Genomic DNA, 26,280 nt, shown 5'->3' with positions numbered 1-26,280 from the left:
ATCTTTTTGTTGATAGTAACAATATTAACTTTGGGAAAAACATTTGATATAACACAATTATACATCATACTTGCCGATTACTGATTCGTGATAGATTTCATAACATCACCATGTAAACAATTACCGTTTTCATGACTTTTTAATGCAAGATGGATTCAACATGACTTTCTGAATGAGAATAGATGATTTTTATTAAAAAATACCCGACCTTGATTATTTTGAAGGTCGGGTAATTGATTTCGTTCTATTTAGTCAGTGTCAAAAGCATTTCCCGGATGGTCTTGCAGGCCATGGCAGTCGAAGCGCCTGACGGATCATATTGCGGAGAAAGTTCAACGACATCGGCTGCAACAATCTGGTTCAAGTCCTGCAACGCAGCGATACCCGCCAACAATTCCTTATAGGTGATGCCGCCTGGTTCAGGTGTGCCGGTTCCAGGGAAAGTGCCTGGGTCCAATACGTCCAGATCGATCGTCACATAAACGGGAACATCCTTCAATTGCTGCACAATCTGCGGCAATGTATCGATGGAGAACTTCTCCATATAAGTGTGCTCTTTCGCCCATTCGAATTCTTCCTTCAAGCCGGAACGGATACCGAATTGGAAAATGCGGCCGTCTCCCAGGAAGTCGAAGCAACGGCGGATGACCGAAGCATGCGACAAGGATTCGCCCATGTAGTCTTCACGCAGATCTGTGTGGGCATCGATATGGATGACATGCAGATCCGGGTATTTTTCATAAGCTGCTTCGATGGTAGGAAGGCTCACGAGGTGCTCGCCGCCGACCATCAGGAATTTCTTGCCGTTATCCAAAACTTCTTTTGTATAGGTTGCGATATCGCTCAAAACGCGCTCTGTGTTGCCGAAAGGCAGATCCAGATCTCCGCCATCATGGATGGCCTCTTCTTCAAGATCACGATCCAAATAAGGGGAATAACTTTCCAAGCCGAATGAATCTTGGCGGATCGCCTGCATCGCAAAGCGCGTGCCTGGTCTGAAGCTGGTTGTTCCGTCGAATGGGATCCCGAATAATACGGTGGATGCTTCTTCAAAGGAAGCTTCGCAGCCGATAAATGTCTGGATGTTCATGTTATTTTTCACTTTCTGCCGTCCTCCAACTGTATGCTATTTGATTGTTGTTCCGATTGCTTAATCTTTCAGGACTTTGATCTGATGAGGCATTTTTTCCTCAGTCAGGACATTGCCTAATGTTTCATTGTAGTAGTGGTAATGCTGCACGACCGCTTCGGAGATCACTTCACCAGGGATGATCAACGGAATTCCTGGCGGGTAGATCATGATCGAGTCGGCACTGATGCGGCCGATTGCGTCGTCGATGCTGACCACTTCATTGTCGGCATAGAAGGCATCACGCGGGCTGCAGGCCAATTCGTTGATGCTGCAAGTCATCACGTGCGCATCGAAATGTTGGCTTGCTTTTTTGTAGCGTCTGCGGACGTCCAGCAAGGCATCGACCAGTCTCCCGATCGATTCGCGTGTATCGGCTGTGCTGATGACCGCCATCACGACGTAGCCTTCAGCCAGCTCCAATTGGATGCCGTATTCTTCCTTCATGATCGTGTAGACTTCGAAGCCCGTCAGGCCGATGTCGTTGACACGGATCACCATTTTGGTCCAGTCATAAGTCTGGTCGAATTTATCTTTGATGTAGTCGGCTTTCAACACTTCATAGTCGCCGAATGCCTCGATCGCTTCAATGGCTTCGCTGACGATCGGGCGCAGTTTTTTGTAGCGGTCTTTGCCGTACATCGCCAGTTCGCTGCGTGCAGCATCGATGGAGCTCATCAACAGGTAATTCGCGCTGGTCGATTGCAGCATGTTCAGCACTTTTTGTAATTTCGTTGCGGAAATGCGATCCCCTTGCATCACCATCAAGGAACTCTGCGTCAAGGATCCGCCGGTTTTGTGCATGGAATAAGTCACCGCATCGGCTCCGGCTTTCATAGGATCCTTCATTTTTCCGGGCATGAACGGCAGATGCGCTCCGTGCGCACTGTCGACGATGACAACGACACCGCGTTCATGCGCGATATCACAGATCGTTTCCAGATCGTTCAAAGAACCGAAATAAGTCGGATAAGTGACCAAAAGAGCTTTCGCCTTAGGATTTTCATCCAAGCCTTTGATGATGCGTTCCACGGAGATACCGTGAGAAATTCCGAAGGCTAAATCCATTTCGGGCTGGATGAAGATCGGCTTTGCGCCGCTCAGGATCAACCCGTTCATCACTGATTTATGGCAGTTGCGGGGAACCAATATCGTATCGTTCGGCCCCACCACGCTCATGATCATCGCTTGGATGCCTACAGTCGTACCGTTCACCAAGAAATAGGCCTGATCGGCATTATATGCTTTTGCAGCCAATTCCTGTGCTTCTTTTATGACGGATTGCGGATGGCTCAACAAGTCCAATTCTTTCATGGAGTTGACATCCATCTGCATCGTCATATCACCGACTGCCATTTTAAATGGCGTCATCTGCACACCCATTTTATGTCCAGGGACATCGAAAGGCGTAACGTCCTGTTTCGCATATTTAACAAGCGCTTCAAAAAGCGGCATTTTGATATGTGTAATATTTTTTGGTTTAACGTTAGAAATTTGGTAAGTAATTTTATCAGAATGACCTTCCAAATAAGTGTCTGAATTGAATAAAACCTTTTCAGCCAAATAGATTTCCCCCTTTGATATAAAAAATGGGCATAAAAAAAGCTCTCCAACCAAAGGAAAGCTTCGATATCTATCAGCTGCTTTTCCTCTTATTGCTCATAGGACTTGGATAATCCTACGCTCAGGTTGGGCACCCAATATCAATCTGTACTGCAAAATAATTAGATTGATTGGTTTGCCACCGTATCTTCGACCCCTCGTCTCAACGGCTATTAATAAGAGATATTCAATTTATGCAAGCTAAATTCTATACAAATATAGCGTATATGTCAATGATTTTGGACATAAAATTATAAATTTTTTCACGCGGTTTTCCCGAACGATGTATCGACATTTGTTTATGAACATTCATATAATCCGCGGATTAACCGTCCCATAGCCCAAAAGTCGTTCGTACAGGCGTTATTCTTGTTCTGATTGTTTTGAAGCTAAGGTCGTTTCCTGACGCTTATGATACTTATGAGCCAATTTCAATTCTTTTTGATACATACCCATTGCGAATGAAATCAATGCTGCCCCGGCAAATCCGACGATGCTGCCCAGCACCAATCCGTAGAAACGGAATCCGATCAAATCCATTTCGAACGCGCTGCTTGACAGGTTAGAAAGCAGCAAAACCAATGGATTCGTAAAGAAGTTCGCCAAGCCATAATTGCGCACCATCGCATACTCCACAAAAAAGTTCAAAATGATCAACACAACGACCGTTTCAACCGTGCTGAAGTGCAGACTGAAAAGAAATATTCCGATGCCCAGCCCCACCATTCCGCCGACTATCCGCTGCACATGACGATGGAAAATGACCTTCAGTTCGCGCCCCTGCAGTACCGCTGCGCAGGAGACGGCAACCCAATAGAAGTTGCCTATCCCTAAAGAATGGGCCAGATACGTCGCAAGGAACAGGATGCCCGCATGATGCACGGAGGAAAGCAATAATTCCGAGTCATTCTCAACTGCATCATAAAGGTGCTCTTGGTAACTCCGGGTGTCGTTCCGATAGGGACGGTTCAGGACGCGGTTGTTGAAGATGACCGCCAAAACAGCCCAGAAGATGGATGCCGCTACCCCAATGCCTACGAAGGAGACCGCTTGCAGCATGCCCGGAATGTCCAATTTCACGCCTGCACCCATGGACGTCACCATGACGACAAAGAAAGCGCCTGGATTCGGGATATGCAACACACGGACAACCAAGAATCCGATCAGGCTGACCAGACTGATCGTGATCGGTATCATCCAAGGAATGAATGTGGAAATGGCCCCTGCCAAGAATCCAGCCATGATGGCAAGCCCTGCCTTAAGGATGCGTTTCGCTAGCTTCGTCGGCGTAAACGGCTGAAAAGAAAGGAAGGCGAATGCTCCTAAAGCCCCGAATGTCCCGATGCGCATATTCCCCGCCATCAGTCCGATGATCAACGGGACTGCTGTACTCAGCCCGGAACCGATCACCCGCGTCAATGTATCGTCTGTTTGTCTGATGTGCAGCATCTCTTTGATGTGTCTTTTGATAATTCCCACTCCTTTATTTTTTTCTTTCATTCAACTTTGAAAAATAAAAAAACAGGCTTATTAAACATAAACGCTGCTTCGGTCCTGTCCCATTAATATTTTGAGCGCCACTTCCGTTCGCCTTGTCGAAAATGACTTTTGTTTACAGAAAATTACCCTAACGTCCCTGTTTCAGCTTATCACAACTAAGAGGACCGTTCACATCGATTATGTGACAATTTTCCGAAAATTCCGAGGTTCAAGCTATTTAACAAGTCAAAAAAAAAACAATCCGCTGGGGATTGTTTTTTTCATTAGCTGAAAATCAGTATTTAGGCTTTCGACTGGCTTTTGACCATTTCGAATTCCTCTTCCATCGCAGCGGACGGTTTTTCACCGATTAGGGAGAAAATCACGATTGCCACGCAGGAAAGGATGAATGCCGGCAAAAGTTCGTAGATGCCGAATACGCCGCCGATCGGTTTGATCAGAAGTTTCCACACGAACACAGCGATTCCGCCTGTCAACATGCCGGCGATAGCGCCTTGACGTGTCGTTTTTTCCCAGAACAAGGAGAACAGCATCAATGGTCCGAAGGTCGCACCGAAGCCCGCCCACGCAAAGGATACGATCGTGAAGATGACGGAGTTCTCATCCAAAGCGATGATGATGCCCAGAATCGCCAAAACGATCAAAATCATCCGCGTCATCGCCATGACTTGCTGATCGGAAGCATCCTTGCGCAAAACGCCTTTGTAGATATTTTTTGAAAATGCACTTGCGGCAATCAGCAGATAAGAATCCGCTGAACTGATTGTTGCAGCCAAAATGCCTGACATGACGATTCCTGCCAATAGCGGCGGGAACAATAAAGTCGCCATCTCGATAAAGATCGTTTCCGAAGTGGAAGCAGTCGTCAATGCCATCGGGAACATCGAACGTCCGATCAGACCGATCAGGACGGCAGCGGTCAATGAAAGCGATGACCAGATGATGCCGATTCGGCGTGATTGCTTGATTTCATCGGCCGAACGGATTGCCATGAAGCGCAACAGCACTTGCGGCATACCGAAGTACCCAAGTCCCCAAGCCATGCTTGATGCAATCGTGATCAGTCCATATTTGCCTGCAGGTCCAAAGGCAGCCAACGCGCCATCTGACTGTTGCACGCCATCAATCAATGTCGGTGTTGCGATACCGAAGAAATCCAAAAATCCTGGGATGCCTTTCAGGTTATCAATGACCGCTCCGGGACCACCGGCATGCACGACGCCTCCGACCAAAACAACAGCCAAAGCCGCAATCATGATGATGCCCTGCATAAAGTCAGAAACACTCTCAGCCAAAAATCCGCCGATGAATGTGTAGAACACGACGAACACCGCTCCGGCAATCATAACCGGGATGTAAGGCACTTCGAACAAGGTTGCGAAGAGCTTCCCTACCGTTACAAAACAGCTAGCTGCATAGACAGAAAAGAAGACGAAAATGAACGTCGACGATACCGTCAAAATAACGCGCTTGTCCTCATGGAATCGATTGCTGAAGAATTCCGGCAACGTGATTGCTTCTACTGATTCGGAATAATGACGCAACCGTTTCGAGACGATGATCCAGTTCAGCGCTGTTCCCAGTGCCAACCCAATCGCTGTCCAGAATGCGTCGGACAATCCTGACCAATAAGCTACGCCCGGAAGTCCCATCAAGAGCCAACCGCTCATGTCCGAAGCTCCCGCACTGATTGCGGCGACCCAAGGGCCCAGACTGCGTCCGCCCAAGAAGAAATTATCGGAGCTTTCGTTTGATCGCTTGTAGTAATAAAAACCGATACCGATGATGATTGACATATAGCCGGCCATCGCTATAAAAATTAATGCTTTATCCATAAGTTACCTCCAAAAATATATAATGACATGTTTCATCATTCTAATTTAATTAAAATTTAATGAATTCACTCAGCCATCATAGCACAAGAGTAAAATTGTAAGCAACCTTATTTTCAGGATAAGCAGTAACAATACTCTTATAGTGAAAATAATTAGTACCTAACTCAATTTTTCAAGTTCGGTTATTTTCTTTGTGCATGTCCCGACTTGCTTCAGAATGACGCCACCCAGAAAAGTCAACAGCAATGCCGCATAAAGGTACATTGATTCACTCATCTCAACAAAACTGAACCATTGTGGGATCGCAATTGCAAATTCCAGCAAGGCTAGCCCGGCAAATTTCTTTCTGATGCGTCGGAATTGTTTGATTTGGCTTTCCGGATCCGTATAGAGTTCAAAATTGCCTTTTTTTCGGAAGAATGCCCAGATGCCCCAGGTCTGTACGAGTTCCCCACCCGAATCCTGCACCAGATCGTACAATTCATTGCGCTGCTCGACCGTCTTATCGCTGATGAGATCTACCCTGTAAGTATATTCACCGGGTCGGCATTTTTCAAAAGTATACAATCCCAAGAAAAAACGTTTCATGGCGTAGCCTTTTGCGGACATCTCATTCAGGAATGCTTCTTCCTTGTCTTTGTCGTAGTAGAGCTTAAATTTTTTTATCATTTTCCATCGCCTTTCTGCCGTTTTCGAAAAGTTCGCCCAGTCTGGCGATTTCCTCATTCAGAACTTCTTTTCCGAGTGCCGTGATCAGATATTCCTTCTTTTTGCGGGACGTATCATCCTGACTATGCAGCGTAATCCATTTTTTCTCCAATAGCGTGTTCAATGCGCCATAAAGCGTGCCGGCTCCCAGAGCGACCCTGCCCTTCGTCCGCTCCTCAACCTGCTGCATGATACCGTAACCATGGTTCGGCTGCAGCAGAGAAAGCAGGATATAAAACATCGATTCCGTAAGTGGTGCTCCCATCACATATCTCCTCTTCCGATATATCGGGTATCGTTATATATAATATATCGTCTCCCGATGTATTTGTCAACGAATTACCTCCTAACACATATAAATCAAAAAAACTTACCTGGTTTCTCCAATTCCGGAAAAATCAGGCAAGCTTAAAATTTTTATGCCGATCAAAGGGATTCTAAACGAGCAAAAATCCACTCGATTATGTCTTGCGCTACTTCATCTTTATTCGTCTCATTGAGCAGTTCATGACGGGCACCCTCATATAGTTTGTAGCTCACATCCTGAAGGCCAACATGTTGGTAAACCCTGCATGTCTGGATGATGCCTTTTCCGACCCTACCCCCGACCGGATCGGCAGTTCCAGAAATGAAATGCAGCGGCAGATCCTTCGGTATCGATCGGATATTCGCGGAATCGTTCATGGCCAGCAAACCGCTGAAGAAATCATGGAAATAGCCGGCTGAGCCAATTTTGCCGCGCAATGGATCCGCCAAGAACCGATCGACTTCTGCTCCGTCACGGCTGAGCCAATCCAAATCCGTCCGAGCGGGCTTGAAGCCCCGGTTGAAGTTTTGGAAGACCAGTTTGTCCAGCAAACGGCTTGGATGGGCGCGACCCTTTCCTTTGATTTCTGACGCTGCCACGACTGTCCCCAGTTTCAGCAAGGCATTCGAAAACACTCCAGAACCGGATAGAATTGCGCCGGCAAGATCGTCTCCGTACAACTGGATGTAGCGTCGGGTCAACATAGAGCCCATGCTGTGGCCAAACAAGAACAGCGGAATATCGGGATTTTCTGCTTGGATGATTTCAGTCAGCGCCCGCATGTCCGCGACTACCTTGTCGAATCCCGCCTCATCCGAAAAACAGATCGCTTCGCTGGCATTTCTGTTCGTTTTGCCATGGCCACGATGATCGTTTCCGTAGACGACGATTCCCGCTTCCGCCAGTCGATGTGCAAAAGCATCATAGCGTCCGATATGTTCTGCGTAGCCATGGGCAATCTGGACGGCTGCTCTCGGTTTCTGCGGGTCTTCCGACGACCATTTCATCGCGAAGATTTCTGTCCCGTCGCTTGATTGGAAAGTGAATGATGTTGCTGTCATGAGTGGTTCCCTCTTCTGGCATCAAGTTATAAAGTAGATTAACAAGCATTGATAATCTATACTTTTCTCCAATTTAGAGATACCAGTCCAAAATGTCAAGCACCACAACAGAAGGGCAACAAAACGCTTCTACTGACTCAATCCTTCATGAATCTTTTCTAGATTCCATTTCATCATTTCGTAATAGCTGTCGCCGTCTTCCCCTTCATTCGCGATGGAATCCGTAAACAGATTGCTGTAAACGGGAAGATCCACCTCATTTGATAATCGTTCCATGCTTCTGTGATCGACACTCGTCTCCACAAAGAGAACCCGAACTTCTGAATTGCGGACTTTTTCAATGATTTGCTTCATCTGGTCAGGCGTACCTTGCCCTTCGGTATTGATTTCCCAAATATAGGCGGCTTGTAATTCATATGCTTTTGAGAAATACTTGAAAGCTCCTTCGCTGGTCACCAACAGCTTCTTTTCCTCTGGAATATCAGCAAATTCTTTTTTTGCTTCGCTGTCCAGTTCCGTCAATTCGGCAATGTAAGCATCCGCATTTTTTTCATATGCTTCCTTATTTTCAGGATCTTTTTCGCTCATGACGCGAATGATTTCGGTGATGTAAAGAATGCCGTTAGAAATATCTAGCCAGGCATGCGGATCTTGCTGTGAGCTGTTTCCTGTCAGATTGATTGGTTCGACATCTTTGCTGACGGCAAAGTAGTCTTCATTTTCCTCTTTGCCAGCTGTTTCCATCAATTTATCAAACCAGCCATTGCCGGTTTCCAAATTCAAGCCGTTGTAAAACACGACATCAGCTTCGCTGGCTTTTCGAATGTCTTCCGGCAAGGGTTCGTATTCGTGCGGATCGGTCCCGACAGGCACGATACTGTGTGCATCGATCAGATTCCCTCCAATTTTTTCTACCATATCGCCGATAATGGAATTTGTGGAAACCACTTTAAGCTTGGTTTCAGTTGTGTCTGTTGCATCCGTACTTCCTTTATCGTCTTCCGGAGAATTTCCGCATCCTCCCAAAACACCTACAAATAGCACTGCCGCAAGCAGCAATAATTTATTCTTCATCATAATGAATTCTCCTTTCTTAATTGACCAACAAAGCCCTTCCTCGGTGCAAAAATAAATGCCACAATGAAAAATACAGCTGCTGCCATGACAATCGTCGCCCCAGACGGCAAGTTGTAACTGTAGCTGAAGTAAAGTCCAACGATAGAACTGAGAGTTCCAAATGCTGTCGACAGGACAATCATAACAATCAGTTTATCGGTCAGTTGGTAGGCTGTCGCAGCCGGTGTGATCAGCATTGCGATCACTAAAATCGTCCCGACTGTTTGCAGCGAAGTTACAGCAACTAGTGTCAGCAAAAACATTAACCCGTAGTTGATTGCACTGACGTTCCAACCATATGATTTTGCAATAGTCGGCGCAAAAGAAGTCAGTTTGAGTTGTTTATAAAAAAGCGGCACTGAAATCAAGACGATAATAAGCACAGCGGCTGTCAACAACATGTCTGAATCCCGGACAGCGAGCACATTCCCGAAAAGGATATGATACAAATCCGTGGAACTTCTGGCGAAGGAAATCAAGATGATCCCTAGAGCAAAAAATGCGCTGAAGACGATTCCGATTGCCGTATCGTTTTTCAAACGACTGTGTTTCGTGACAAAACCAATGAGAGCGGCCGACGCCATCCCAAAAACCGTAGCGCCGATGATATAGCTGCTCCCCAGCATATAAGAAATGGCCACTCCTGGTAATACTGCATGCGAGATGGCATCCCCCATCAAAGACATCCCCCGTAAGATGATGAAGGAACCGATTATTCCGGCAGATATCCCGACCATAACGGAAGTGATCAAAGCGTTCTGCAGGAATTGGAAATCCAAGAGTCCTTGTATAAAATCATTTAACATTTGTTCCACCCCCTAGACTGATCATTTCGGATATCGCTTCCCCATAGGCCCTTCCCATATTAGTGGCAGTAAATACCTCGGATACCGTACCAAAGGCAACCACTTCTATATTGATGAGGACAATATTATCAAAATAGGACTGCACTTTATGCAGATCGTGATGCACAATCACGATCGATTTGCCTTCATCGCGGAGTTGTTTCAACAGCTCAATGATGATTTTCTCGCTGGAAGCATCGATTCCGGCAAAAGGTTCGTCAAGCAGCAACCATTCAGCTTCCTGCGCCAATGCTCGTGCAATGAACACACGTTGGAGCTGTCCACCGGACAATTCACTGATATGCCGATCTTTAAACGTTGCCATACCGACTTTTTCTAATGCGTTCAACGCCAAATCCTTTTCCTTTTGCTTCGGTCTCTGGAAAAAACCTAATTTGGCGTAGGTGCCAAATAATACGGTTCCGAAAACATCTATCGGAAATGAGAGGTCGATTTCTTGTCTCTGTTCGACATAGGCTACCTTGTTTATCATTTCCTTCAGTGGTTTGCCGTAAAGACTTACTGCTCCAGTATTTAACGGCGTCAAGCCCATAATCCCTTTCAATAAAGTTGATTTACCGGCTCCATTTGGTCCTACGATCCCTGTTAATTTGTTCGGCTCAAACGCAAGCGTTGCATTTTTGATTGCAGACTGCCCTTGATAGGCTATGTTCATATTCTGGATTATTAAATTTTCCATCATGTGTCGATCCCTTCTCGTTCTTATTTTCCTGTCTCTGAATTTATGTTGAGTGACCGGTATCTCATAAGGTTGAATTAAACATATCGTTAGGTATGCCTAATTTTTTATTTAAGTTTAACTTATTTAATGTAAACGAGCAAGTATTATGGATTTTTGTATACCTTGTTCTGCAGTTGCTTCCTGCTGAATGCAAAAAAAATCACCTTTTTAGGTCATATATATGAATGAAATCCATTCATACAACAACTTAAAAAGATGATTTTCTCTTATAAAACACCATAAATCCTGTTCATTCGATATTTACAGGGTTATGTTTTCAATTCTTACTCCCACTCGATTGTCGATGGTGGCTTGCTCGTAATGTCGTACACTATGCGGTTGACGTGCTTCACTTCATTTACGATGCGGCGGGAAATCTTGTCCAATACTTCGTAAGGGATGCGTGCCCAGTCGGAGGTCATGCCATCGATGGATGTCACGGCGCGGATACCGATTGTGTAATCATACGTACGGCCATCGCCCATTACGCCAACGCTGCGGAATCCTGGAAGGACAGTGAAGTATTGCCATACGTCGCGTTCCAAACCGGCATTTGCGATCTCTTCACGCAGGATATAGTCTGAGTCGCGGACGATCTCCAATTTTTCTTCGGTGATTTCGCCGATGACGCGGATACCCAAACCAGGGCCTGGGAACGGTTGGCGCCAAACGATGCTGTCAGGCATGCCAAGTTGTGTTCCCAATTCGCGGACTTCATCTTTGAACAACGTGTTCAATGGCTCGATCAATTTGAATTGCATATCTTCAGGCAGTCCGCCTACGTTGTGGTGGGATTTGATTGTTTGGGCAGTCTCTGTTCCACTTTCGATCACGTCTGTGTAAAGCGTTCCTTGCGCCAAGAAGTCGATGCCTTGTAATTTCGTAGCTTCATCGTCGAATACGTAAACGAACTCGTTGCCGATGATTTTACGTTTTTGTTCCGGATCGCTGACGCCAGCCAGTTTGTCCATGAAACGTTTTTTCGCATCAACGCGGATGATGTTCAAGCCGAATTTGCCTACCAGGCTTTCCATAACTTGATCGCCTTCGCCTTTGCGCAACAGGCCGTGGTCAACAAAAATACAAGTCAATTGCGAACCGATTGCTTTGTGCAGCAACACGCCGACTACGCTTGAATCGACCCCGCCGGACAGTCCCAATAAGACTTTTTTGTCGCCGACAGTTTCTCTGATTTTTTTGGTTTCGATTTCGATGAAGTTGGCGATCGACCAGTTGCCTGAGCAGCCGCAGACTTCGAAGGCGAAGTTCTTCAGCATTTCGTTACCGTGTACAGAATGCTGCACTTCCGGGTGGAATTGGACGCCGTAGAATTTTTCTGCTGTATTGGCGAAGGCTGCAACCGGACAGTTGTCGTTTGTCGCAGTCACTTTAAAGCCAGCAGGGATTTCAGTGATTTTGTCGCCATGGCTCATCCAAACAGTCTCGATGTCGGAAAGGCCTTTGAACATTGGCGTATCCAAATCAAGGATTTGGATGTCGGAACGTCCGTATTCTCTTTCTTCAGCAGGAATGACTTTTCCGCCGAAGTGGTCAGTCATCAATTGCATGCCGTAGCAGATTCCCAATACAGGGATACCCATAGCGAAAATGGCCGGATCGACTTTGAAAGCATCGTCTTCATAGACGCTGTTCGGGCCGCCGGAGAAAATGACTCCTTTGACGTTCCCCATCGCTTTGATATCTTCAGCAGTTGTGCGGTGTGAAACCAACTCTGAGAATACGCCGAATTCGCGGATGCGTCGTGTAATCAATTGGTTGTATTGACTGCCGAAATCCAGTACGACGATTTTTTCCAACTCGGTAAATTGCTCTATCATCTAATAATCTCTCCAATTTCCTTAATATTTTTTTATGTACAATTCATCAATAAAGTGATTGGTCGTTTTGTGAATCACTAAATTTGCTCGTGTGATCGTGGGATAGATATACTCCCGAAGGTTCTTGAGGTTGACCCTTTTCCAGACGCCTCTGGCCATCTCGATGGCGTCCTCGCGTTTGCCGATTGCGTAGTTGTAGTAATAATTGTCCGGTTGATCGATCGCCAGGTCCATGAGCATTTCGAAACGTTCGATGTACCATTTTTCGATCATCTCTTCCTCTGCATCCACATAGATGGAAAAATCAAAGAAGTCGCTGACGTAAATCTGTTGTTTGCTTGGCAACTGCAACACGTTGATCCCTTCAACAATCAGGATATCCGGATGATTCACTTCTTCATAATCGCCAGGGACAATATCGTAGATACGGTGGGAATAGACCGGAAACCGGACATTTGGCTTGCCTGTCTTCACGTCCAACAGGAATTGCACCAAATTCTCCATATCGTAGCTTTCCGGGAATCCTTTGCGGTCCATGATGTTGCGTTCCCTCAATATCCGGTTCGGATACAGGAAACCATCCGTCGTCACCAATTCGACTGCTTTTGTAGGATAGGCCCGTTTCAAAAGATTCTGCAGGACACGTGCTGTCGTACTTTTCCCGACCGCGACACTACCCGTTACGCCGATGATGAGCGGAGACGGCTCATAGGGTCTGCCAAGAAATCTGCTTTTATCCCGTTGAAGATTTCGGTACTGCTGCAAGTAAATATCGAACATATGCACCAATGGCACATAGACATCCTTAACATCTTCCAATGAAAGCCTATCATTCAATGATGTCAATTCCTTCAGTTCTTCTTCCGTGATTGCCGGAATGGAATCTTGATGAAAAGTTTGCCATTCTTCACGATGGATTTCGTAGTAATTTCTATCTTCTATCATAGCTTTTCCCTTCTGGAAATAATCAAACTTTTGGTAATTGTATCACACTTTTCTGAAAATTTAACCCCCATCAAATACGAACATTTAATTTTAATTGAAACCTAATCTTTGCATTCTGCGGTGGGATAGCTTTTTAAGTTTCCGTAAAATCCCAAAGAATTGATTTACTTTGTATTTTTGCTCCGATACAATGAAAATGATGAAAGAAAATAGCGAAAAATATGTGCTGAATTTGTCGGAATTTCATAAGCGGCACCTTCACAAATCGGAAAGCTTTCAATAAATCATGCCGATTTGCAAAATCCATGTACAGCAAGCATAATAGAAGACGCGCAAGAATCAGCGATAGTAAGAGTTTTCCCGCTTGATTCAGAACCAGTAAAGGACGATACTATATGACAAAAACACGTTGCTCAACCGGCAAATCACACGGCAAAATCATCCTGATGGGTGAACATGCCGTCGTCCATGGAGAGCCATCCATCGCACTGCCCTTCCCGGCAGTCGAAATGACCGCGACCGTATGCGAAGCGGAAGGTCCTTTGACCATTGATTGTTCATATTATAACGGCATCGCTGCAGAAATGCCTGAAATCCTGGAAAGCATGCGGACCGCCATCCAGTCAGCCTTAGCCGAACTGCAGGTTTCGGACGAAAACCTGGCGATTTCGCTCGCGAGCACCATCCCGGCCGAAAGAGGCATGGGCTCCAGTGCAGCCGTTTCTGTGGCTTTGACCCGCGCCCTTTTCGCCTACTTCGGCAAACCGTTGGACCAAGCCACCTTGCTCCGGCTCGTCAACATATCGGAAATGGTCGCACACGGGAATCCAAGCGGTCTCGATGCCGCCACGGCAAGCGGCGACGCACCGCTCTTTTATATCAAAGGCCAGCCTTTCGAAGCTTTCCCGCTGAACCTGAAGGCCTACATGATTGTAGGGGATACAGGGGTGACCGGGCAGACAAAGGAAGCAGTAGCAAGCATCGCTGCGAAATTGAATGGGGAAAGTCCGCAACCGTACCGGGACGCCATCATCCGTTTGGGCAGTTTCGCTCAAACAGCAAAATCCGCGATCGAGGCAAATGATCCGCAACAATTGGGGCTATTGATGAACCAAGCCCATGAAGTATTGTCTTTTTTGGATGTATCCAGTCCCGATCTGGACAGACTCATATCAGCGGCCCGGTCTGCAGGAGCGCTGGGCGCTAAATTGACGGGCGGCGGCCGCGGCGGGTGTATGATCGCTTTGGCCGGTACCCGCTCCGAAGCGGAAAAAATAGAAGAAGCTATACGCCAAGCCGGTGCAATCCGGACTTGGATCTATCTAATGGGAGGAACTGAAGATGCCTAATCAAGCTTGTGTCCGAGCGCATACCAACATCGCGTTGATCAAATATTGGGGGAAGCGGGACGAAACCTATTTTCTTCCAATGAACAGCAGTCTTTCCATGACCTTGGACAAACTCTACACAGATACGATGGTCGTCTTCGATGAAGCCTTTTCGCAGGATTCTTTCTATTTGAATGGCGAGAAGCAAGGCGAAAAAGAGACGCAAAAAATCTCCAAATTTATTGATCTGTTCCGCGAAGAAAAAAAGACAGCCCTGCGTGCCCGCGTTGAAAGCATCAATCATGTCCCTACCGCAGCCGGCTTGGCATCCTCAGCCTCGGCCTTCGCTGCTTTGGCAGGAGCAGCCAACTTGGCTTTGGGTCTTGATTTGGATCCTCAGCGATTGTCGACTTTCGCCAGACGCGGCAGCGGCAGTGCAACGCGCAGCATCTACGGCGGTTTTGTGGAATGGGATATGGGGACTTGTTCCGACGATTCCTTCGCAGTACCGGTCGACGATGCCAACTGGGATATCGGCATGGTCATCGTTGCCGTCAACCAGAAAGCGAAGGAAGTCTCCAGCCGCATCGGCATGAAACGCACGGTTGAGACTTCGCCCTTCTATCCGGCTTGGGTCGAATCGGCGAAAAAAGATATCCTGGACATCAAAGCAGCCATCGCCACGAAGGATTTCATCCGCTTGGGCGAGATCACCGAAGCGAACGGCATGAAGATGCACGGAACGATGTTGGGGGCGGAACCGCCTTTTTCCTATTGGGAGCCGGACAGCATCGTCGCCATCAAGACCGCACAGGCTTTGCGCAAACAAGGCATCCCCTGCTACGTAACGATGGATGCCGGTCCGAACGTGAAGGTGCTTTGCCGTCTTTCACAAGCCGAAACGATAAAGGAAGCGTTGTTGGAACATTTCACAGAGGATAAATTGATCATCACCAAGCCCGGAAAAGGCATCCGGGAATTGACTGCAGCCGAACGCGCTGTCTACAATTGGAACGATTAATCAGGAATAGAGAGGGTTGAACGCATGACTGTAACAGAAGCAAGTGCTCCGGGTAAATTGTTCATTGCCGGAGAGTATGCGGTAGTGACACCGGGCCATCCGTCGATTTTGGTCGCCTTGGATCAGTTCATCACAGTGTCTTTGGAAGAAGCCGATACGACCGGTACGATCCGCTCGGCGCAGTATGGCGGTTTGCCGATACCTTGGACCCGCGAAGAGGATCAGCTGGTCATCGACCAACGCGAAAATCCTTTCCTCTACATCACCGAGGCGGTCAAGGTTACGGAACGCTACATCAAAGAATCCGGGATACCGTTATCCTATTTCCATCTGTCCGTAAAGAGCGAGTTGGACAATGCCAGCGGGAAAAAATACGGGCTGGGATCGAGCGGCGCGGTGACGGTCGCGACCATCAAAGCTTTGTTGAAATTTTATGCGATCGATCCGGAATTCGAATTGGTCTACAAGCTGGCCGCTTTGGCGCATCTGTCCGTCAAAAGCAACGGTTCCTTCGGCGACATTGCCGCAAGCACATACGGCGGCTGGATTGCTTATTCCTGTTTCGACAGGGAATGGGTAATCCAGAAGGCAAACGAGCTGACGCTTACCGAACTGTTGGAATCAGCCTGGCCGCAATTGATGATCCGGCCATTGACACCCCCAACCAATCTGCGGTTGGTGATCGGCTGGACCGGCTCGCCGGCTTCGACCACCCATCTCGTCGATCGCGTCAATGATGTCCGCGGAGGCATCGATGACTTTTACAAAACTTTTCTGGAAGCCAGCAAAACGTGCGTGAACGCTATGATCGTTGCCTTCGAAAAAGGCGATCTGCAGGCGATTCAGGCAGGCATCCGGGAAAACCGCTTGCTGTTGCAGCAATTGACTGCGCATACCGGAGTCGTCATCGAGACACCCCCATTGACGCAATTATGCGACTTAGCCGAAAAGAACCTGGGTGCGGCAAAATCATCCGGTGCCGGTGGTGGAGACTGCGGCATCGTCATCATCGACAGGCAATCGGGCATCATCCCCTTGATTTCGGAATGGGAAAAAGTCGGGATCATGAACTTGCCGCTGCACGTCTTCAGCTACGTGCGCACTGCCAACACCATCGAATGGAAAGGAGCATCCGAATGACGCTAGATTCAAACAGAAAAGACCAACATGTCGATCTGGCCGAAAAGCAATATCAGCCAGCCGATCTGTCCGATTTCGGGAAGATGCGCTTTGTTCATCACTCTTTGCCCAATCTGAAATTGGCGGATATTTCCCTGCAGACGGAGCTTGCCGGGATGAGCTTGGCTGCGCCCTTCTATATCAACGGTATGACCGGCGGCAGCGAACGGACGAAGCAGATCAATGCCGATCTGGCGATGGTCGCGAAAATGACCGGCTTGGCAATGGCTTCCGGTTCCGTCAGCGCGGCGTTGAAGGATCCCAGCGTGAGCGACAGCTTTTCGGTCATCCGCAAGGTGAACCCGAACGGAAAGATATTCGCGAATATCGGAGCGCACCATTCGCTCGAGAATGCCAAGCGCGCCGTGGATATTCTCGAGGCCGATGCTTTGCAGATCCACATCAACGCGCCCCAGGAAATGATCATGCCCGAAGGCGACCGCGATTTCACGATGTGGCTGCGCCAGATCGAGGAAATCACTACGCATGTCGGTATTCCTGTCATCGTGAAGGAAGTAGGCTTCGGCATGAGCCGGGAAACGATCGGGCAGCTGATTGACGTCGGTGTCCGGACGATCGATGTCTCCGGCAAAGGCGGCACGAACTTTGCGGCGATCGAAAACGCAAGGCGGACGGCAATTGCCTACGATGACCTGGAAAACTGGGGCCAATCGACTTTGATCTCGCTGTTGGAAGCCGATGTTCACCGCGGCAAAGCGGAGTTCCTTGCATCCGGCGGCATCAAAACACCGTTGGACATCGTCAAGGCTTTGAGCCTGGGCGCGAAGGCTGTCGGCCTTTCCGGCCAATTCCTGCACATGGTCATCAGCGATGGTCCTGAAAAGACTGCGGAAACGGTCGAAGCTTGGAAGGAACAGATCACGACGGTAATGGCGATGCTTGGCAAAAAATCGGTTGCCGAGCTTGCTCAGACGGATCTCTTCTTCCAACGGGATATCCTTGATTGGTGCGAGATGCGCGGGATTGATTTCCGACAGTACGCCAATCGTTCAACGAAGTAACCTGACATGAACAGAAACAGCACGCGCCAGCGAACGGTAGAATGATACCGGTCGCTGGCGCGTTTTTGTTTGGTGGTGTGGCAAGTTATGATCATATGAAGGCGGGATTGTTGTCGGCTGTTCGCAGCAACACTTGATCCGTTCGACCGACATATCCGCTTTGTTCTGTATCCGATAACCTCAGCAACCCCCTACCAATCGCAAACCAAAAAAAGAGGCCCATCCGCAATTGGATGAGCCTCTTCCCTAAACAGTTATTATTCAGCCAATTCCACAAACACCGCATCGGCTTTGACTTCTTCCGGAATCATCAAGCCCAGTTCGTCCACTTTGGCTTGGTTGATGTAAACGGAATTCTCTTTGACCAGTTGGACCGGATAAGTCGCCGGATCAGCGCCCTTCAGGATGTCGACCGCGATTTGGCCGATCTGCGTACCCATGCCGTATTGGCTAGGCGCGAAGGTGGCAACGCCGCCGTCTTTCACCATCGTGTCAGCAGCCGGGAAAACCGGGATGCCGAACGCATCGGCCGCATCCACCAAGGTTGCCATTCCGCTCGCGATGACATTGTCATTCGGTACATAGATCGCGTCCACTTCTTTGGCAAGACTTTCCGCTGCTTGGGCGATATCGTTCGTGGTGGTGATCGTTTTCGTCACGACTTCAAATCCGAGATCTGCTGCCGCCTGCTCGGCGCGTTGGCCTGAGATGATCGCATTGTCTTCGGCAGTCGTGTACATGACGCCGATCGTTGTGGCATCCGGCAGGAATTGCTTGATCAATGCCATCTGTTCGTTTGATGGTGTCCGGTTCGACAGCCCCGTTGCATTGCTGCCGGGAGCTTCCAAGGATTCGACCAAACCGGCGCCGACTGGATCCTGGACCGCTCCAAGGATCACCGGAATTTCATCAGAAGCATTCTTCAACGCTTGCGCGGCAGGCGTCGCAACGCCGATCATGATGTCCGCGTCATGGCTGACGAAGCTTTCCGCGATCGATTTCATGTTCGCCTGATCCCCCTGCGCATTCTGGAAATCGATGGTGGCATTCTCGCCGTCGACATAGCCGGCCGCCGCCAACTCATCCAGGATGCCTTCCGTGATCTGATCCAAGGCCGGATGCGTCGTCAGCTGCAGGATACCGATGTAGACCTGTTTCTGTTCGCTTTCCGTCGTCGCTGCTGAAGAGTCACTTTCCGACGCTGTGTTTCCGCAAGCAGCCAACAACCCGATCGCTACTACCGAGCTCAATCGCAACATGTTTTTCATCCCATTTTTCATCATCACTATTCCTCCATTTTTATATTTGATTTTTCTGCACATCACATTCCGGATAAAAAGCGTTTTTGGATACAAAAACACCGCAGAGACCCTAAAAGTCTTTGCGGTGATGGTTTCCTGAATAAGAAAAAAGAAGGAAAAATCCGCATAGACGCTAATCCAGACTGAATCTGAGGTTGCATCTATGGACAGTCCTGTCACACGATCAACCTACACTATGCGGCTTTGCCAGCTTTTTCTGTTCGTTGCTGTTACACGTGTGATTGTTTGCATCGCGACTGCCTCCTCTTCTTTTATGCATTCATCATAATCAACAAACAAAAGCATGTCAACATAATAATGAGAAATTGATGGCTAATACATTAAAAATAAACAAGAAAAATCAGAGTGCCCACACCATCAGGCTGATGCCCAAGATGCCGACGATGACAGAGAGAATCATATTTTTTGAATAATAGGCTACCACTGCTGTCACAAGCGACGGCAACAGTTTGGCATTCTCCAATGCATTCAGGGAAACAGTTCCCTCCCAGAAAAAAATATCCGAAGCGATCAAGGCTGCAAAAATCGATACCGGCAGGAAGCTCATCCATTTCTGGAACCAGATCGGAATCCGCGCATTCTTCAAAGCAACGATCGGGAGCCATCTGGGCAAAAAAGTCACCAATCCACCGCCCAAAATGAGCCACAATGCTTTATCATCCACGCAAAATCCCCTCCTTGTCGTCTTTCTTATTCTGCAGGTACAGCCCAAATCCGGAGGCCAGAATCGACGTCAGGACGATGGCGATGTTATGGTGCAGCAAGTTCATTAATAGGACCGCCGTGATGCCGGAAAATACCGCCGTCCAGAACACGATGCGGTTCTCGATTTGGGAAATGAGCAGGAAGATGAACATCGCAATGAGGATGTAATTCATCACAACCGGCGACAAAGCGATGCTCTTTCCGGCCATCGCCCCGATTCCCGTGCTCAAAATCCAGGTTGAATAGGCCGTCACATTTGCGGCCATCGCTTTCGTCGGATTCCACATGCCCTCGGTTTTGAAATACAGTGTGTTGACGGCGAAAGATTCATCGGTGATCGTCTGCGCAAAGAATATGCTGAAAGCCGTGCTCTTCTCGCGGATTCTGTGGGCCAGGCTGGAACTCATCAAGAGATGCCTAAGATTGATGAAAAAAATCATGATCACCATTTCCAGAAGGCCTGCCCCCGCCACAGTCATCGAAGCGATCATGAACTGCGAAGCACCCCCGTAGATGATCAGGCTCATCAGCATGACTGCTAACCAATGATAACCGGCTTGCTGCAGCAGGACCCCGCAGGCCAACCCCATCGGAATGTAACCGAAACAAACCGGATAGATGGCTTTCATCCCAGCCAGCCATTCTTTTTTCGACATATTGTCCCTCCTTTAATCAAAAACGTACTGTCAAAGTTTAGCTCTGCCAGACGTTCAATTTTGTATTTTTTCGTTGATTTAACGGGGTTAACGACAAAAACAACTTGCCACCCCCCAATTTTTGGTTAATAGTGATGGTAACGACACCGCACTATTTCCCCAAAAGAAAGGAAGATGACAAGTTGCTACCTTTATTATTAACCTATTTAGTTGATATTATCAAGCGTCAACGAATGATTATTCTTGCGTTAATGAAGCTAGTAATCCTGTTGACGCAAAATTCCCGTATGCCTCAGTTAATTGCTCCGGATAATTTAAATTACCAGAAACTCAAAGTCGATGAACTGCCTTTGATCGAAAAAGTTGAAAAGTTGGACTATCATCTGCTTCTTCAAACTCATTTCGAAAAAACTGGGAAGGTTCTCCAGCCTATTCAACGCCGCAATGGCGTTAAAATCAACCTAGACCTCAATACAACCTGCCCACGCTGCAACGCTCCCTCGGACTACCTCTACGCCAATAATGGCCCCAAAGGCCAATGCAACTGTAAAGTTTGCGATGCTTTATTCAGCCCTAAAAATCATTTCTCCAAAGAAGCCATTTTAAAATGCCCGCATTGTACGCATCCGTTAGAAAAAGTGAAGGACCGCAACGGATTTGATGTCTATAAATGTAAAAGAGCGGATTGTCCTTATTATTTGAGAAGACTACAGGGACTAACAGCCGAAGAAAAAGACTTATTCGAAAAGCAACCGCACCAATTTAAGATGCATTATCTATTCCGCCAATTCAACATTGTTTTTGAGCCCATCTCGAAGGACTCGATCATTCAACCGAAAGTCAAGCTGGCCAATATCCATTGTTCCCCTTACACGTTGGGGTTGATACTTACTTATCATGTGAATTATGGTCTTTCCGCCAGGAAAACAGCGGCACTTATGTACGACGTACATAATGTTAAAATTACAGGTCAAACCATTCTCAATTACGCATCCAGCGCTTCCGTTGTTCTGAAGCCGTTCTTGGAGAACTATCCTTACGAGTTATCAGACCAATTTTGTGGAGACGAGACCTACATTCGAGTAAGCGGTCGGTGGAATTACTTATTTTTCTTCTTTGATGCCGTAAAGAAAATCATTTTATCGAGTTATGTTTCTCCAAATCGGGATACAGAATCCGCCATTTACGCATTGCGCGAAGTATTCAAAAAGATGGGCACTGTGCCTGAGGATCTAACTTTCATAGTCGATGGCAATCCCATTTACCTTTTGGCCCAACACTATTATGCCCAACACGGCGTTCCGTTTGATGTAAAACAAGTAATCGGGCTTACCAACAACGACCCGGTTTCAGCGGAATACCGCCCATTAAAACAAATCATCGAACGGTTGAACCGGACTTTCAAAGGCAATTACAGAGCGACCACCGGGTTCGGATCCCACCAGGGATCAGTCTCTTTCGTGACCTTATTTTGTGTCTATTTCAACTTTTTGAGACCGCACTCCGCCTTAGAAAAGAAGGTCCCTGTGCTGATTCCTGAGCTGGATAAGCTTCCCAATATGCCAGGTAAATGGACAAAATTAATCTCTTTATCCCAAGATTGGCTGATGGACCAAACCCCTTAACTTTTGGCACCAGAGCCCTCTAAAAAAGAGAGAACCAATAAACTAAACAAACGGCGGAGCGTACTCTTGACAATCCGAAAGGCCAATGGTTTAAAATTTTCTAAGCCAAGGGCGACTTTGTGCTGCTCCTTTTGTATACCGTCGCCCTTGACGGCAAAGGAAGAAACCATTGGCTCGGTTGTCAAGAGCGTTTGTTTCACCTAACTTTGAATAGCAGGGCTTGGTTTTTCACATCACCTCGTTATTTGGGGCAGTTCCATAGAATTTTTGGCACTACCATCAAAAAATCATAATATCTTCCATTTTATCATACGCTGACGGAAGAATCGGCGTGATTCTGCATATTTTCAGAAAATCGTCATTTCCTTTTACAGAACACGGCCGGTGCATTAGAATAGAAGAAATGCTCTATTTTGAAAGGGGGAAATGCTGTGTACTCCATCAGCACATTGGAAATAACGATGCGCTTGCTTGCGGCGGTATTTGTCGGTGGCGTCATCGGCTATGAACGCGAAGAAAATCGCCAAGCGGCAGGTCTGCGGACGAACATCATCGTTTCTGTTTCAGCCTGCCTCATCACCTTGATCCAGGTCGAAATCGCTTATTACAGTCTGAACTTGGCAATCGCCAATCCGGATATCGCATCCAGCATCACGGTCGACTTCACGCGCATCATCGCCCAGATCGTCAGCGGGATCGGATTTTTGGGAGCCGGCACAATCCTCATCACCAAACGGGATACGGTCACCGGCCTGACTTCGGCGGCAACGATTTGGACGGTCGCCGGTCTCGGGATTGCCGTCGGGATGGGCTATTATTTCCTATCTTTCATCGGCTGTCTGATCCTTTATGTCGTTCTGCATATCATCAAAAAACTCAGGACTTCCATAGGCGGTCTGCATGTGGAAATCCATTACCGGCATCAGGATTTGAAAAAAGCGATCGAATTGTTCCTTTCCGAAAATAATATCGAGACTTCGGACATGAAGTTTCTGATCGAGAATCCGGAGACCGAGCACCCGAACTACATCGTCATCTATGGGATCGATTTGCCGCATTACTACAAGAAAAAGGATCTGGTGAACGACCTGCTGAACATGAGCAAGGACATCACAAACGTAACCTTCGACCAATGAGAAAAACATCCGAACTGCACACATTTTATCGTGTGCGGCTCGGATGTTTTTGTGTTCAATCTGTGATGACGCCGTGTATCAGCGTAATTTCTTTTCTTTCTTCACCTATGGAGTAGGCTTCCTGGATCAGCTTTTCGGCCTGACCGAAATCTGCTTTGTTGGCGAACATCCTGACGATTGCTTCGCCTTTTTGGACCGGGTCTCCAACTTTTTTCAGGATCTTCAGTCCGGCAGCCAAATCGATTGTGCTTTCTTTCGTGGCGCGCCCTGCCCCCAGCAGCATAGCAGCGACGCCGATATCATCCGCAACAATTTCCGTGACGTAGCCCGATGCATCAGCCAAAACATCCTGTTGGCGCGAGGCGTGCGGCATCAATGAATAATCATCTACGACTGCCGGATTTCCGCCTTGGGAAGCAACGAAAACTTTGAATTTATCCAATGCTTTGCCGTTACGGAGGTTCTCCGTCACAAGTGCACGGGCTTCAGCCAAATCAGCCGCTTTTCCGCCCAGATAGACCATCTGGCTTCCCAATTCGATGCAGAGCGCCTCCAGGTCTTTCGGCCCGTTGCCCTTCAACGTTTCGATCGCCACTTCAACTTCCAGAGCATTGCCGACCGCCACACCCAAAGGCTGGCTCATGTCGGAAATGATCGCCATCGTTTTTCGGCCGGCCAGATTGCCGATTTTGACCATCGCATGGGCAAGTGCCCTCGCGTCTTCTTCCGTCTTCATGAAGGCACCTGCGCCAATTTTCACATCGAGCACGATTGCATCCGCACCGGCTGCGATTTTTTTGCACATGATCGAGCTGGCGATCAGCGGCAACGAGTTCACGGTTCCGGTCACATCCCGCAGCGCATACAATTTCTTGTCCGCAGGGCAGAGATTGCCGGATTGTCCGATGACGGCGACTTTATTGTCGTTCACGATGGACGCGAATGTCGCTTCATCGATCTCGACATGGAAGCCGGGGATCGATTCCAGCTTATCCAGCGTGCCGCCTGTATGCCCCAATCCCCGTCCGCTCATTTTCGCTACCGGCACGCCGCAGCTGGCAACCAATGGAGCCAAAACCAGCGTCGTCGTGTCGCCGACGCCGCCCGTTGAATGCTTGTCGACTTTGATGCCTTCGATGGCGGAAAGGTCGATCTGATCGCCGGATTCAGCCATAGCCATCGTCAATTCCATCCGTTCCTCATCAGTCATATCCTGAAAAAAGACGGCCATCGCCCACGCGCTCATCTGATAATCGGGGATCGACCCGTCCGTGTAGCCATCGATGATAAAACGGATTTCTTCTTTCGTCAATGCTTTGCCTTCTTGTTTCTTGATAATTAAATCTACCATTCTCATAGGTTGTTCCTCCATTTGAATCCGACTTTTTCACCTATCAAGCACAACGCAAAACGTTTTTGTGTCCTTAAGTTGCAACTTATCTTTTCGCTTCGATGACTTTCACGCCGTCTTTTGTCCCGACCAAAACGATATCCACACAATCCAGGAACAAACCATGTTCCACGACTCCGGTCAGATGGATCAATTCCTCGGCCAGCGCCTTCGGATCCAAAATTTCACCCAAGTGGAGATCGATGATGTTATTCTTCTCATCAGTCAAATAATAGTCCCCGGTTGCTGTCTTGCGGAATTCCGGATTGTAGCCTTTTTCATTGAATTTATTGAACAGTTGGATCGACCCGTAGCAGACGACTTCCACTGGCAGCGGGAAGGCTCCCAGATGTTTCACCATTTTGCTTTCATCAACGATCCAGATGACTTTCTTGGAATTGTCGGCAACGATTTTTTCGAACAGCAAAGCGCCGCCGCCGCCCTTGATCCCTTGGAAATCTTCGCTGATTTCGTCGGCTCCGTCCACTGTGATGTCGATGCAACTCACTTCATCCACGCTCTTCAACGGAATCCCTAACGATTCAGCCAATTCCTTTGTTTGGATCGAAGTCGTCACCCCAGTGATCTTCAATCCTTCCTCGTTCACACGTCTACCGATTTCCTTCACAAAATAATAAGCAGTCGAGCCTGTTCCCAGACCTACTGTCATACCGTCTTTGATGTATTCTGCAGCTTTTAATCCAACCAGTTCTTTTAGTTCCATTTTCTCACGCGTTCCTTTCAGGATGATGAAGTCATTATATCATATGAAAAGGAAGCGTTACTATGCTGGAATGCCGATAATGAGAGAGCTTTTGCAATACCACATGGAAATTTCATTTTATGGATGAATCAGAAAGTCGCGCACAGATTGTTCACGTAATTTGCTTTCTCACTATTCGTGCCCGTGCCATTAGAATCTGCTTAAAAGCATGTCGGCCTTCTGTCATTGGTATGCCACCCGTCAATAGGACAGTAAAATATTTAAACAGTTTTACAGACTGCTCCCCGTAATGTGGGGGCAGTTTTTTTCGTTTTTAACCCTGCCGCGCTTACGCTTGGCGGCCCACACGTTTTATGAGCGAAGCACAAAACGCTTCACTCATAAAACGTGAGGGTTCATTAGGCTGCCTCGAAATACTGATCATGAAACTCCATTGGAGTCATGATATGCAGCTTCCTTTGAATGCGTCTATTATTGTAATATTCCATATAGTTGTGAATCATATCAATCAAAGAAGAACGACTAGTAAATTTACGACGGTAAT

General features: G+C 47.6%; 24 protein-coding genes and 1 riboswitch. Of the genes, 6 read left to right on the top strand and 18 right to left on the bottom strand.

Annotated elements, in window-relative coordinates:
- Nucleotides 1–244: 244 nt before the first annotated feature.
- From speB to coaA, 12 genes are all read right to left on the bottom strand, one after another.
- Nucleotides 245–1,102, bottom strand: coding sequence for an agmatinase (gene speB, locus BM184_RS05305; RefSeq protein ID WP_177208552.1), 858 nt, complete (start codon nucleotides 1,100–1,102; stop codon nucleotides 245–247).
- A 48-nt stretch (nucleotides 1,103–1,150) separates the two neighbouring features.
- Nucleotides 1,151–2,692 carry an aminotransferase class I/II-fold pyridoxal phosphate-dependent enzyme gene (locus BM184_RS05300; protein WP_218150982.1) on the bottom strand — a complete coding sequence of 514 codons (1,542 nt, stop codon included), beginning with the start codon at nucleotides 2,690–2,692 and terminating at the stop codon, nucleotides 1,151–1,153.
- 86 nt (nucleotides 2,693–2,778) lie between these two features.
- A riboswitch (SAM riboswitch) is annotated at nucleotides 2,779–2,914 on the bottom strand.
- A 180-nt stretch (nucleotides 2,915–3,094) separates the two neighbouring features.
- Nucleotides 3,095–4,210: an FUSC family protein gene (locus BM184_RS05295; RefSeq protein ID WP_177208551.1), complete on the bottom strand. Its 1,116-nt coding sequence runs from the start codon at nucleotides 4,208–4,210 to the stop codon at nucleotides 3,095–3,097.
- A gap of 302 nt (nucleotides 4,211–4,512) precedes the next feature.
- Nucleotides 4,513–6,066, bottom strand: a complete 1,554-nt coding sequence (locus tag BM184_RS05290) for a sodium/proline symporter (RefSeq protein ID WP_086942474.1) — start codon at nucleotides 6,064–6,066, stop codon at nucleotides 4,513–4,515.
- A gap of 159 nt (nucleotides 6,067–6,225) precedes the next feature.
- The gene (locus tag BM184_RS05285) at nucleotides 6,226–6,735 is read right to left on the bottom strand and encodes a DUF2812 domain-containing protein (protein WP_177208550.1); all 510 of its coding nucleotides are present in this window, start codon (nucleotides 6,733–6,735) and stop codon (nucleotides 6,226–6,228) included.
- Complete coding sequence (locus BM184_RS05280; RefSeq protein WP_086942472.1) at nucleotides 6,719–7,039, bottom strand: PadR family transcriptional regulator; 321 nt, start codon at nucleotides 7,037–7,039, stop codon at nucleotides 6,719–6,721. The genes BM184_RS05285 and BM184_RS05280 overlap by 17 nt, the downstream gene beginning before the upstream one ends.
- A gap of 161 nt (nucleotides 7,040–7,200) precedes the next feature.
- The gene (locus BM184_RS05275; protein WP_086942471.1) at nucleotides 7,201–8,142 is read right to left on the bottom strand and encodes an alpha/beta hydrolase; all 942 of its coding nucleotides are present in this window, start codon (nucleotides 8,140–8,142) and stop codon (nucleotides 7,201–7,203) included.
- Between the two features lie 129 nt (nucleotides 8,143–8,271).
- Nucleotides 8,272–9,222, bottom strand: a complete 951-nt coding sequence (locus BM184_RS05270) for a metal ABC transporter substrate-binding protein (RefSeq protein ID WP_375152983.1) — start codon at nucleotides 9,220–9,222, stop codon at nucleotides 8,272–8,274.
- The gene (locus tag BM184_RS05265; protein ID WP_086942470.1) at nucleotides 9,216–10,064 is read right to left on the bottom strand and encodes a metal ABC transporter permease; all 849 of its coding nucleotides are present in this window, start codon (nucleotides 10,062–10,064) and stop codon (nucleotides 9,216–9,218) included. The genes BM184_RS05270 and BM184_RS05265 overlap by 7 nt, the downstream gene beginning before the upstream one ends.
- The gene (locus tag BM184_RS05260; RefSeq protein WP_086942714.1) at nucleotides 10,054–10,803 is read right to left on the bottom strand and encodes a metal ABC transporter ATP-binding protein; all 750 of its coding nucleotides are present in this window, start codon (nucleotides 10,801–10,803) and stop codon (nucleotides 10,054–10,056) included. Before BM184_RS05260 ends, BM184_RS05265 begins: the two co-directional genes overlap by 11 nt.
- Before the next feature lie 326 nt (nucleotides 10,804–11,129).
- Entirely contained in the window at nucleotides 11,130–12,683 is a 1,554-nt protein-coding gene (guaA, locus tag BM184_RS05255; RefSeq protein WP_086942469.1) for a glutamine-hydrolyzing GMP synthase, read from the bottom strand.
- A 21-nt stretch (nucleotides 12,684–12,704) separates the two neighbouring features.
- Complete coding sequence (coaA, locus tag BM184_RS05250; RefSeq protein ID WP_086942468.1) at nucleotides 12,705–13,628, bottom strand: type I pantothenate kinase; 924 nt, start codon at nucleotides 13,626–13,628, stop codon at nucleotides 12,705–12,707.
- Nucleotides 13,629–14,023: 395 nt separating this feature from the next.
- Here coaA and mvk point away from each other — a divergent pair, with 395 nt between their 5' ends.
- From mvk to fni, 4 genes are read left to right on the top strand one after another with little or no spacing between them, the layout of a single operon-like run.
- Nucleotides 14,024–14,977, top strand: a complete 954-nt coding sequence (gene mvk / locus BM184_RS05245; protein WP_086942467.1) for a mevalonate kinase — start codon at nucleotides 14,024–14,026, stop codon at nucleotides 14,975–14,977.
- Complete coding sequence (mvaD, locus tag BM184_RS05240) at nucleotides 14,970–15,977, top strand: diphosphomevalonate decarboxylase (protein ID WP_086942466.1); 1,008 nt, start codon at nucleotides 14,970–14,972, stop codon at nucleotides 15,975–15,977. The genes mvk and mvaD overlap by 8 nt, the downstream gene beginning before the upstream one ends.
- Nucleotides 15,978–16,001: 24 nt before the next feature.
- Complete coding sequence (locus BM184_RS05235) at nucleotides 16,002–17,117, top strand: phosphomevalonate kinase (protein ID WP_086942465.1); 1,116 nt, start codon at nucleotides 16,002–16,004, stop codon at nucleotides 17,115–17,117.
- Entirely contained in the window at nucleotides 17,114–18,178 is a 1,065-nt protein-coding gene (fni, locus tag BM184_RS05230) for a type 2 isopentenyl-diphosphate Delta-isomerase (protein ID WP_086942464.1), read from the top strand. The genes BM184_RS05235 and fni overlap by 4 nt, the downstream gene beginning before the upstream one ends.
- A 257-nt stretch (nucleotides 18,179–18,435) precedes the next feature.
- On the opposite strand, the gene trpX is transcribed toward fni, so the two are convergent.
- From trpX to BM184_RS05215, 3 genes are all read right to left on the bottom strand, one after another.
- Nucleotides 18,436–19,461, bottom strand: a complete 1,026-nt coding sequence (gene trpX / locus BM184_RS05225; protein ID WP_177208548.1) for a tryptophan ABC transporter substrate-binding protein — start codon at nucleotides 19,459–19,461, stop codon at nucleotides 18,436–18,438.
- Between the two features lie 379 nt (nucleotides 19,462–19,840).
- Nucleotides 19,841–20,164: an AzlD domain-containing protein gene (locus BM184_RS05220; RefSeq protein ID WP_086942462.1), complete on the bottom strand. Its 324-nt coding sequence runs from the start codon at nucleotides 20,162–20,164 to the stop codon at nucleotides 19,841–19,843.
- The gene (locus tag BM184_RS05215) at nucleotides 20,157–20,861 is read right to left on the bottom strand and encodes an AzlC family ABC transporter permease (protein WP_086942461.1); all 705 of its coding nucleotides are present in this window, start codon (nucleotides 20,859–20,861) and stop codon (nucleotides 20,157–20,159) included. The genes BM184_RS05220 and BM184_RS05215 overlap by 8 nt, the downstream gene beginning before the upstream one ends.
- 182 nt (nucleotides 20,862–21,043) lie before the next feature.
- Here BM184_RS05215 and BM184_RS15500 point away from each other — a divergent pair, with 182 nt between their 5' ends.
- Complete coding sequence (locus BM184_RS15500) at nucleotides 21,044–22,486, top strand: DDE-type integrase/transposase/recombinase (RefSeq protein ID WP_093365060.1); 1,443 nt, start codon at nucleotides 21,044–21,046, stop codon at nucleotides 22,484–22,486.
- Between the two features lie 431 nt (nucleotides 22,487–22,917).
- Nucleotides 22,918–23,622 (top strand): MgtC/SapB family protein, encoded by a 705-nt coding sequence (locus BM184_RS05200; protein WP_086942459.1) that lies wholly within the window; start codon nucleotides 22,918–22,920, stop codon nucleotides 23,620–23,622.
- Nucleotides 23,623–23,677: 55 nt separating this feature from the next.
- On the opposite strand, the gene BM184_RS05195 is transcribed toward BM184_RS05200, so the two are convergent.
- The 3 genes from BM184_RS05195 to BM184_RS15695 form a co-directional block, all read right to left on the bottom strand.
- Nucleotides 23,678–24,979 carry a pyrimidine-nucleoside phosphorylase gene (locus BM184_RS05195; protein WP_086942458.1) on the bottom strand — a complete coding sequence of 434 codons (1,302 nt, stop codon included), beginning with the start codon at nucleotides 24,977–24,979 and terminating at the stop codon, nucleotides 23,678–23,680.
- A 79-nt stretch (nucleotides 24,980–25,058) separates the two neighbouring features.
- Nucleotides 25,059–25,736: a ribose-5-phosphate isomerase RpiA gene (rpiA, locus tag BM184_RS05190; protein WP_086942457.1), complete on the bottom strand. Its 678-nt coding sequence runs from the start codon at nucleotides 25,734–25,736 to the stop codon at nucleotides 25,059–25,061.
- A gap of 398 nt (nucleotides 25,737–26,134) precedes the next feature.
- Nucleotides 26,135–26,224, bottom strand: a complete 90-nt coding sequence (locus tag BM184_RS15695; protein WP_409373508.1) for an IS3 family transposase — start codon at nucleotides 26,222–26,224, stop codon at nucleotides 26,135–26,137.
- Nucleotides 26,225–26,280: the final 56 nt, after the last annotated feature.

Source organism: Trichococcus pasteurii (assembly GCF_900112935.1).
In the GTDB taxonomy this organism is placed as follows: domain Bacteria; phylum Bacillota; class Bacilli; order Lactobacillales; family Aerococcaceae; genus Trichococcus; species Trichococcus pasteurii.
This window is presented reverse-complemented; position numbering and strand designations above follow the sequence as displayed.

Coding starts and splice junctions, on each gene's coding strand:
- BM184_RS05290 (WP_086942474.1), bottom strand. CDS start 6,066: ATGGATAAAGCATTAATTTTTATAGCGATGGCCGGCTATATGTCAATC.
- BM184_RS05285 (WP_177208550.1), bottom strand. CDS start 6,735: ATGATAAAAAAATTTAAGCTCTACTACGACAAAGACAAGGAAGAAGCA.
- BM184_RS05280 (WP_086942472.1), bottom strand. CDS start 7,039: ATGGGAGCACCACTTACGGAATCGATGTTTTATATCCTGCTTTCTCTG.
- BM184_RS05275 (WP_086942471.1), bottom strand. CDS start 8,142: ATGACAGCAACATCATTCACTTTCCAATCAAGCGACGGGACAGAAATC.
- BM184_RS05265 (WP_086942470.1), bottom strand. CDS start 10,064: ATGTTAAATGATTTTATACAAGGACTCTTGGATTTCCAATTCCTGCAG.
- BM184_RS05260 (WP_086942714.1), bottom strand. CDS start 10,803: ATGGAAAATTTAATAATCCAGAATATGAACATAGCCTATCAAGGGCAG.
- guaA (WP_086942469.1), bottom strand. CDS start 12,683: ATGATAGAGCAATTTACCGAGTTGGAAAAAATCGTCGTACTGGATTTC.
- coaA (WP_086942468.1), bottom strand. CDS start 13,628: ATGATAGAAGATAGAAATTACTACGAAATCCATCGTGAAGAATGGCAA.
- mvk (WP_086942467.1), top strand. CDS start 14,024: ATGACAAAAACACGTTGCTCAACCGGCAAATCACACGGCAAAATCATC.
- mvaD (WP_086942466.1), top strand. CDS start 14,970: ATGCCTAATCAAGCTTGTGTCCGAGCGCATACCAACATCGCGTTGATC.
- BM184_RS05235 (WP_086942465.1), top strand. CDS start 16,002: ATGACTGTAACAGAAGCAAGTGCTCCGGGTAAATTGTTCATTGCCGGA.
- fni (WP_086942464.1), top strand. CDS start 17,114: ATGACGCTAGATTCAAACAGAAAAGACCAACATGTCGATCTGGCCGAA.
- trpX (WP_177208548.1), bottom strand. CDS start 19,461: ATGATGAAAAATGGGATGAAAAACATGTTGCGATTGAGCTCGGTAGTA.
- BM184_RS05215 (WP_086942461.1), bottom strand. CDS start 20,861: ATGTCGAAAAAAGAATGGCTGGCTGGGATGAAAGCCATCTATCCGGTT.
- BM184_RS05195 (WP_086942458.1), bottom strand. CDS start 24,979: ATGAGAATGGTAGATTTAATTATCAAGAAACAAGAAGGCAAAGCATTG.
- rpiA (WP_086942457.1), bottom strand. CDS start 25,736: ATGGAACTAAAAGAACTGGTTGGATTAAAAGCTGCAGAATACATCAAA.
- BM184_RS15695 (WP_409373508.1), bottom strand. CDS start 26,224: ATGGAATATTACAATAATAGACGCATTCAAAGGAAGCTGCATATCATG.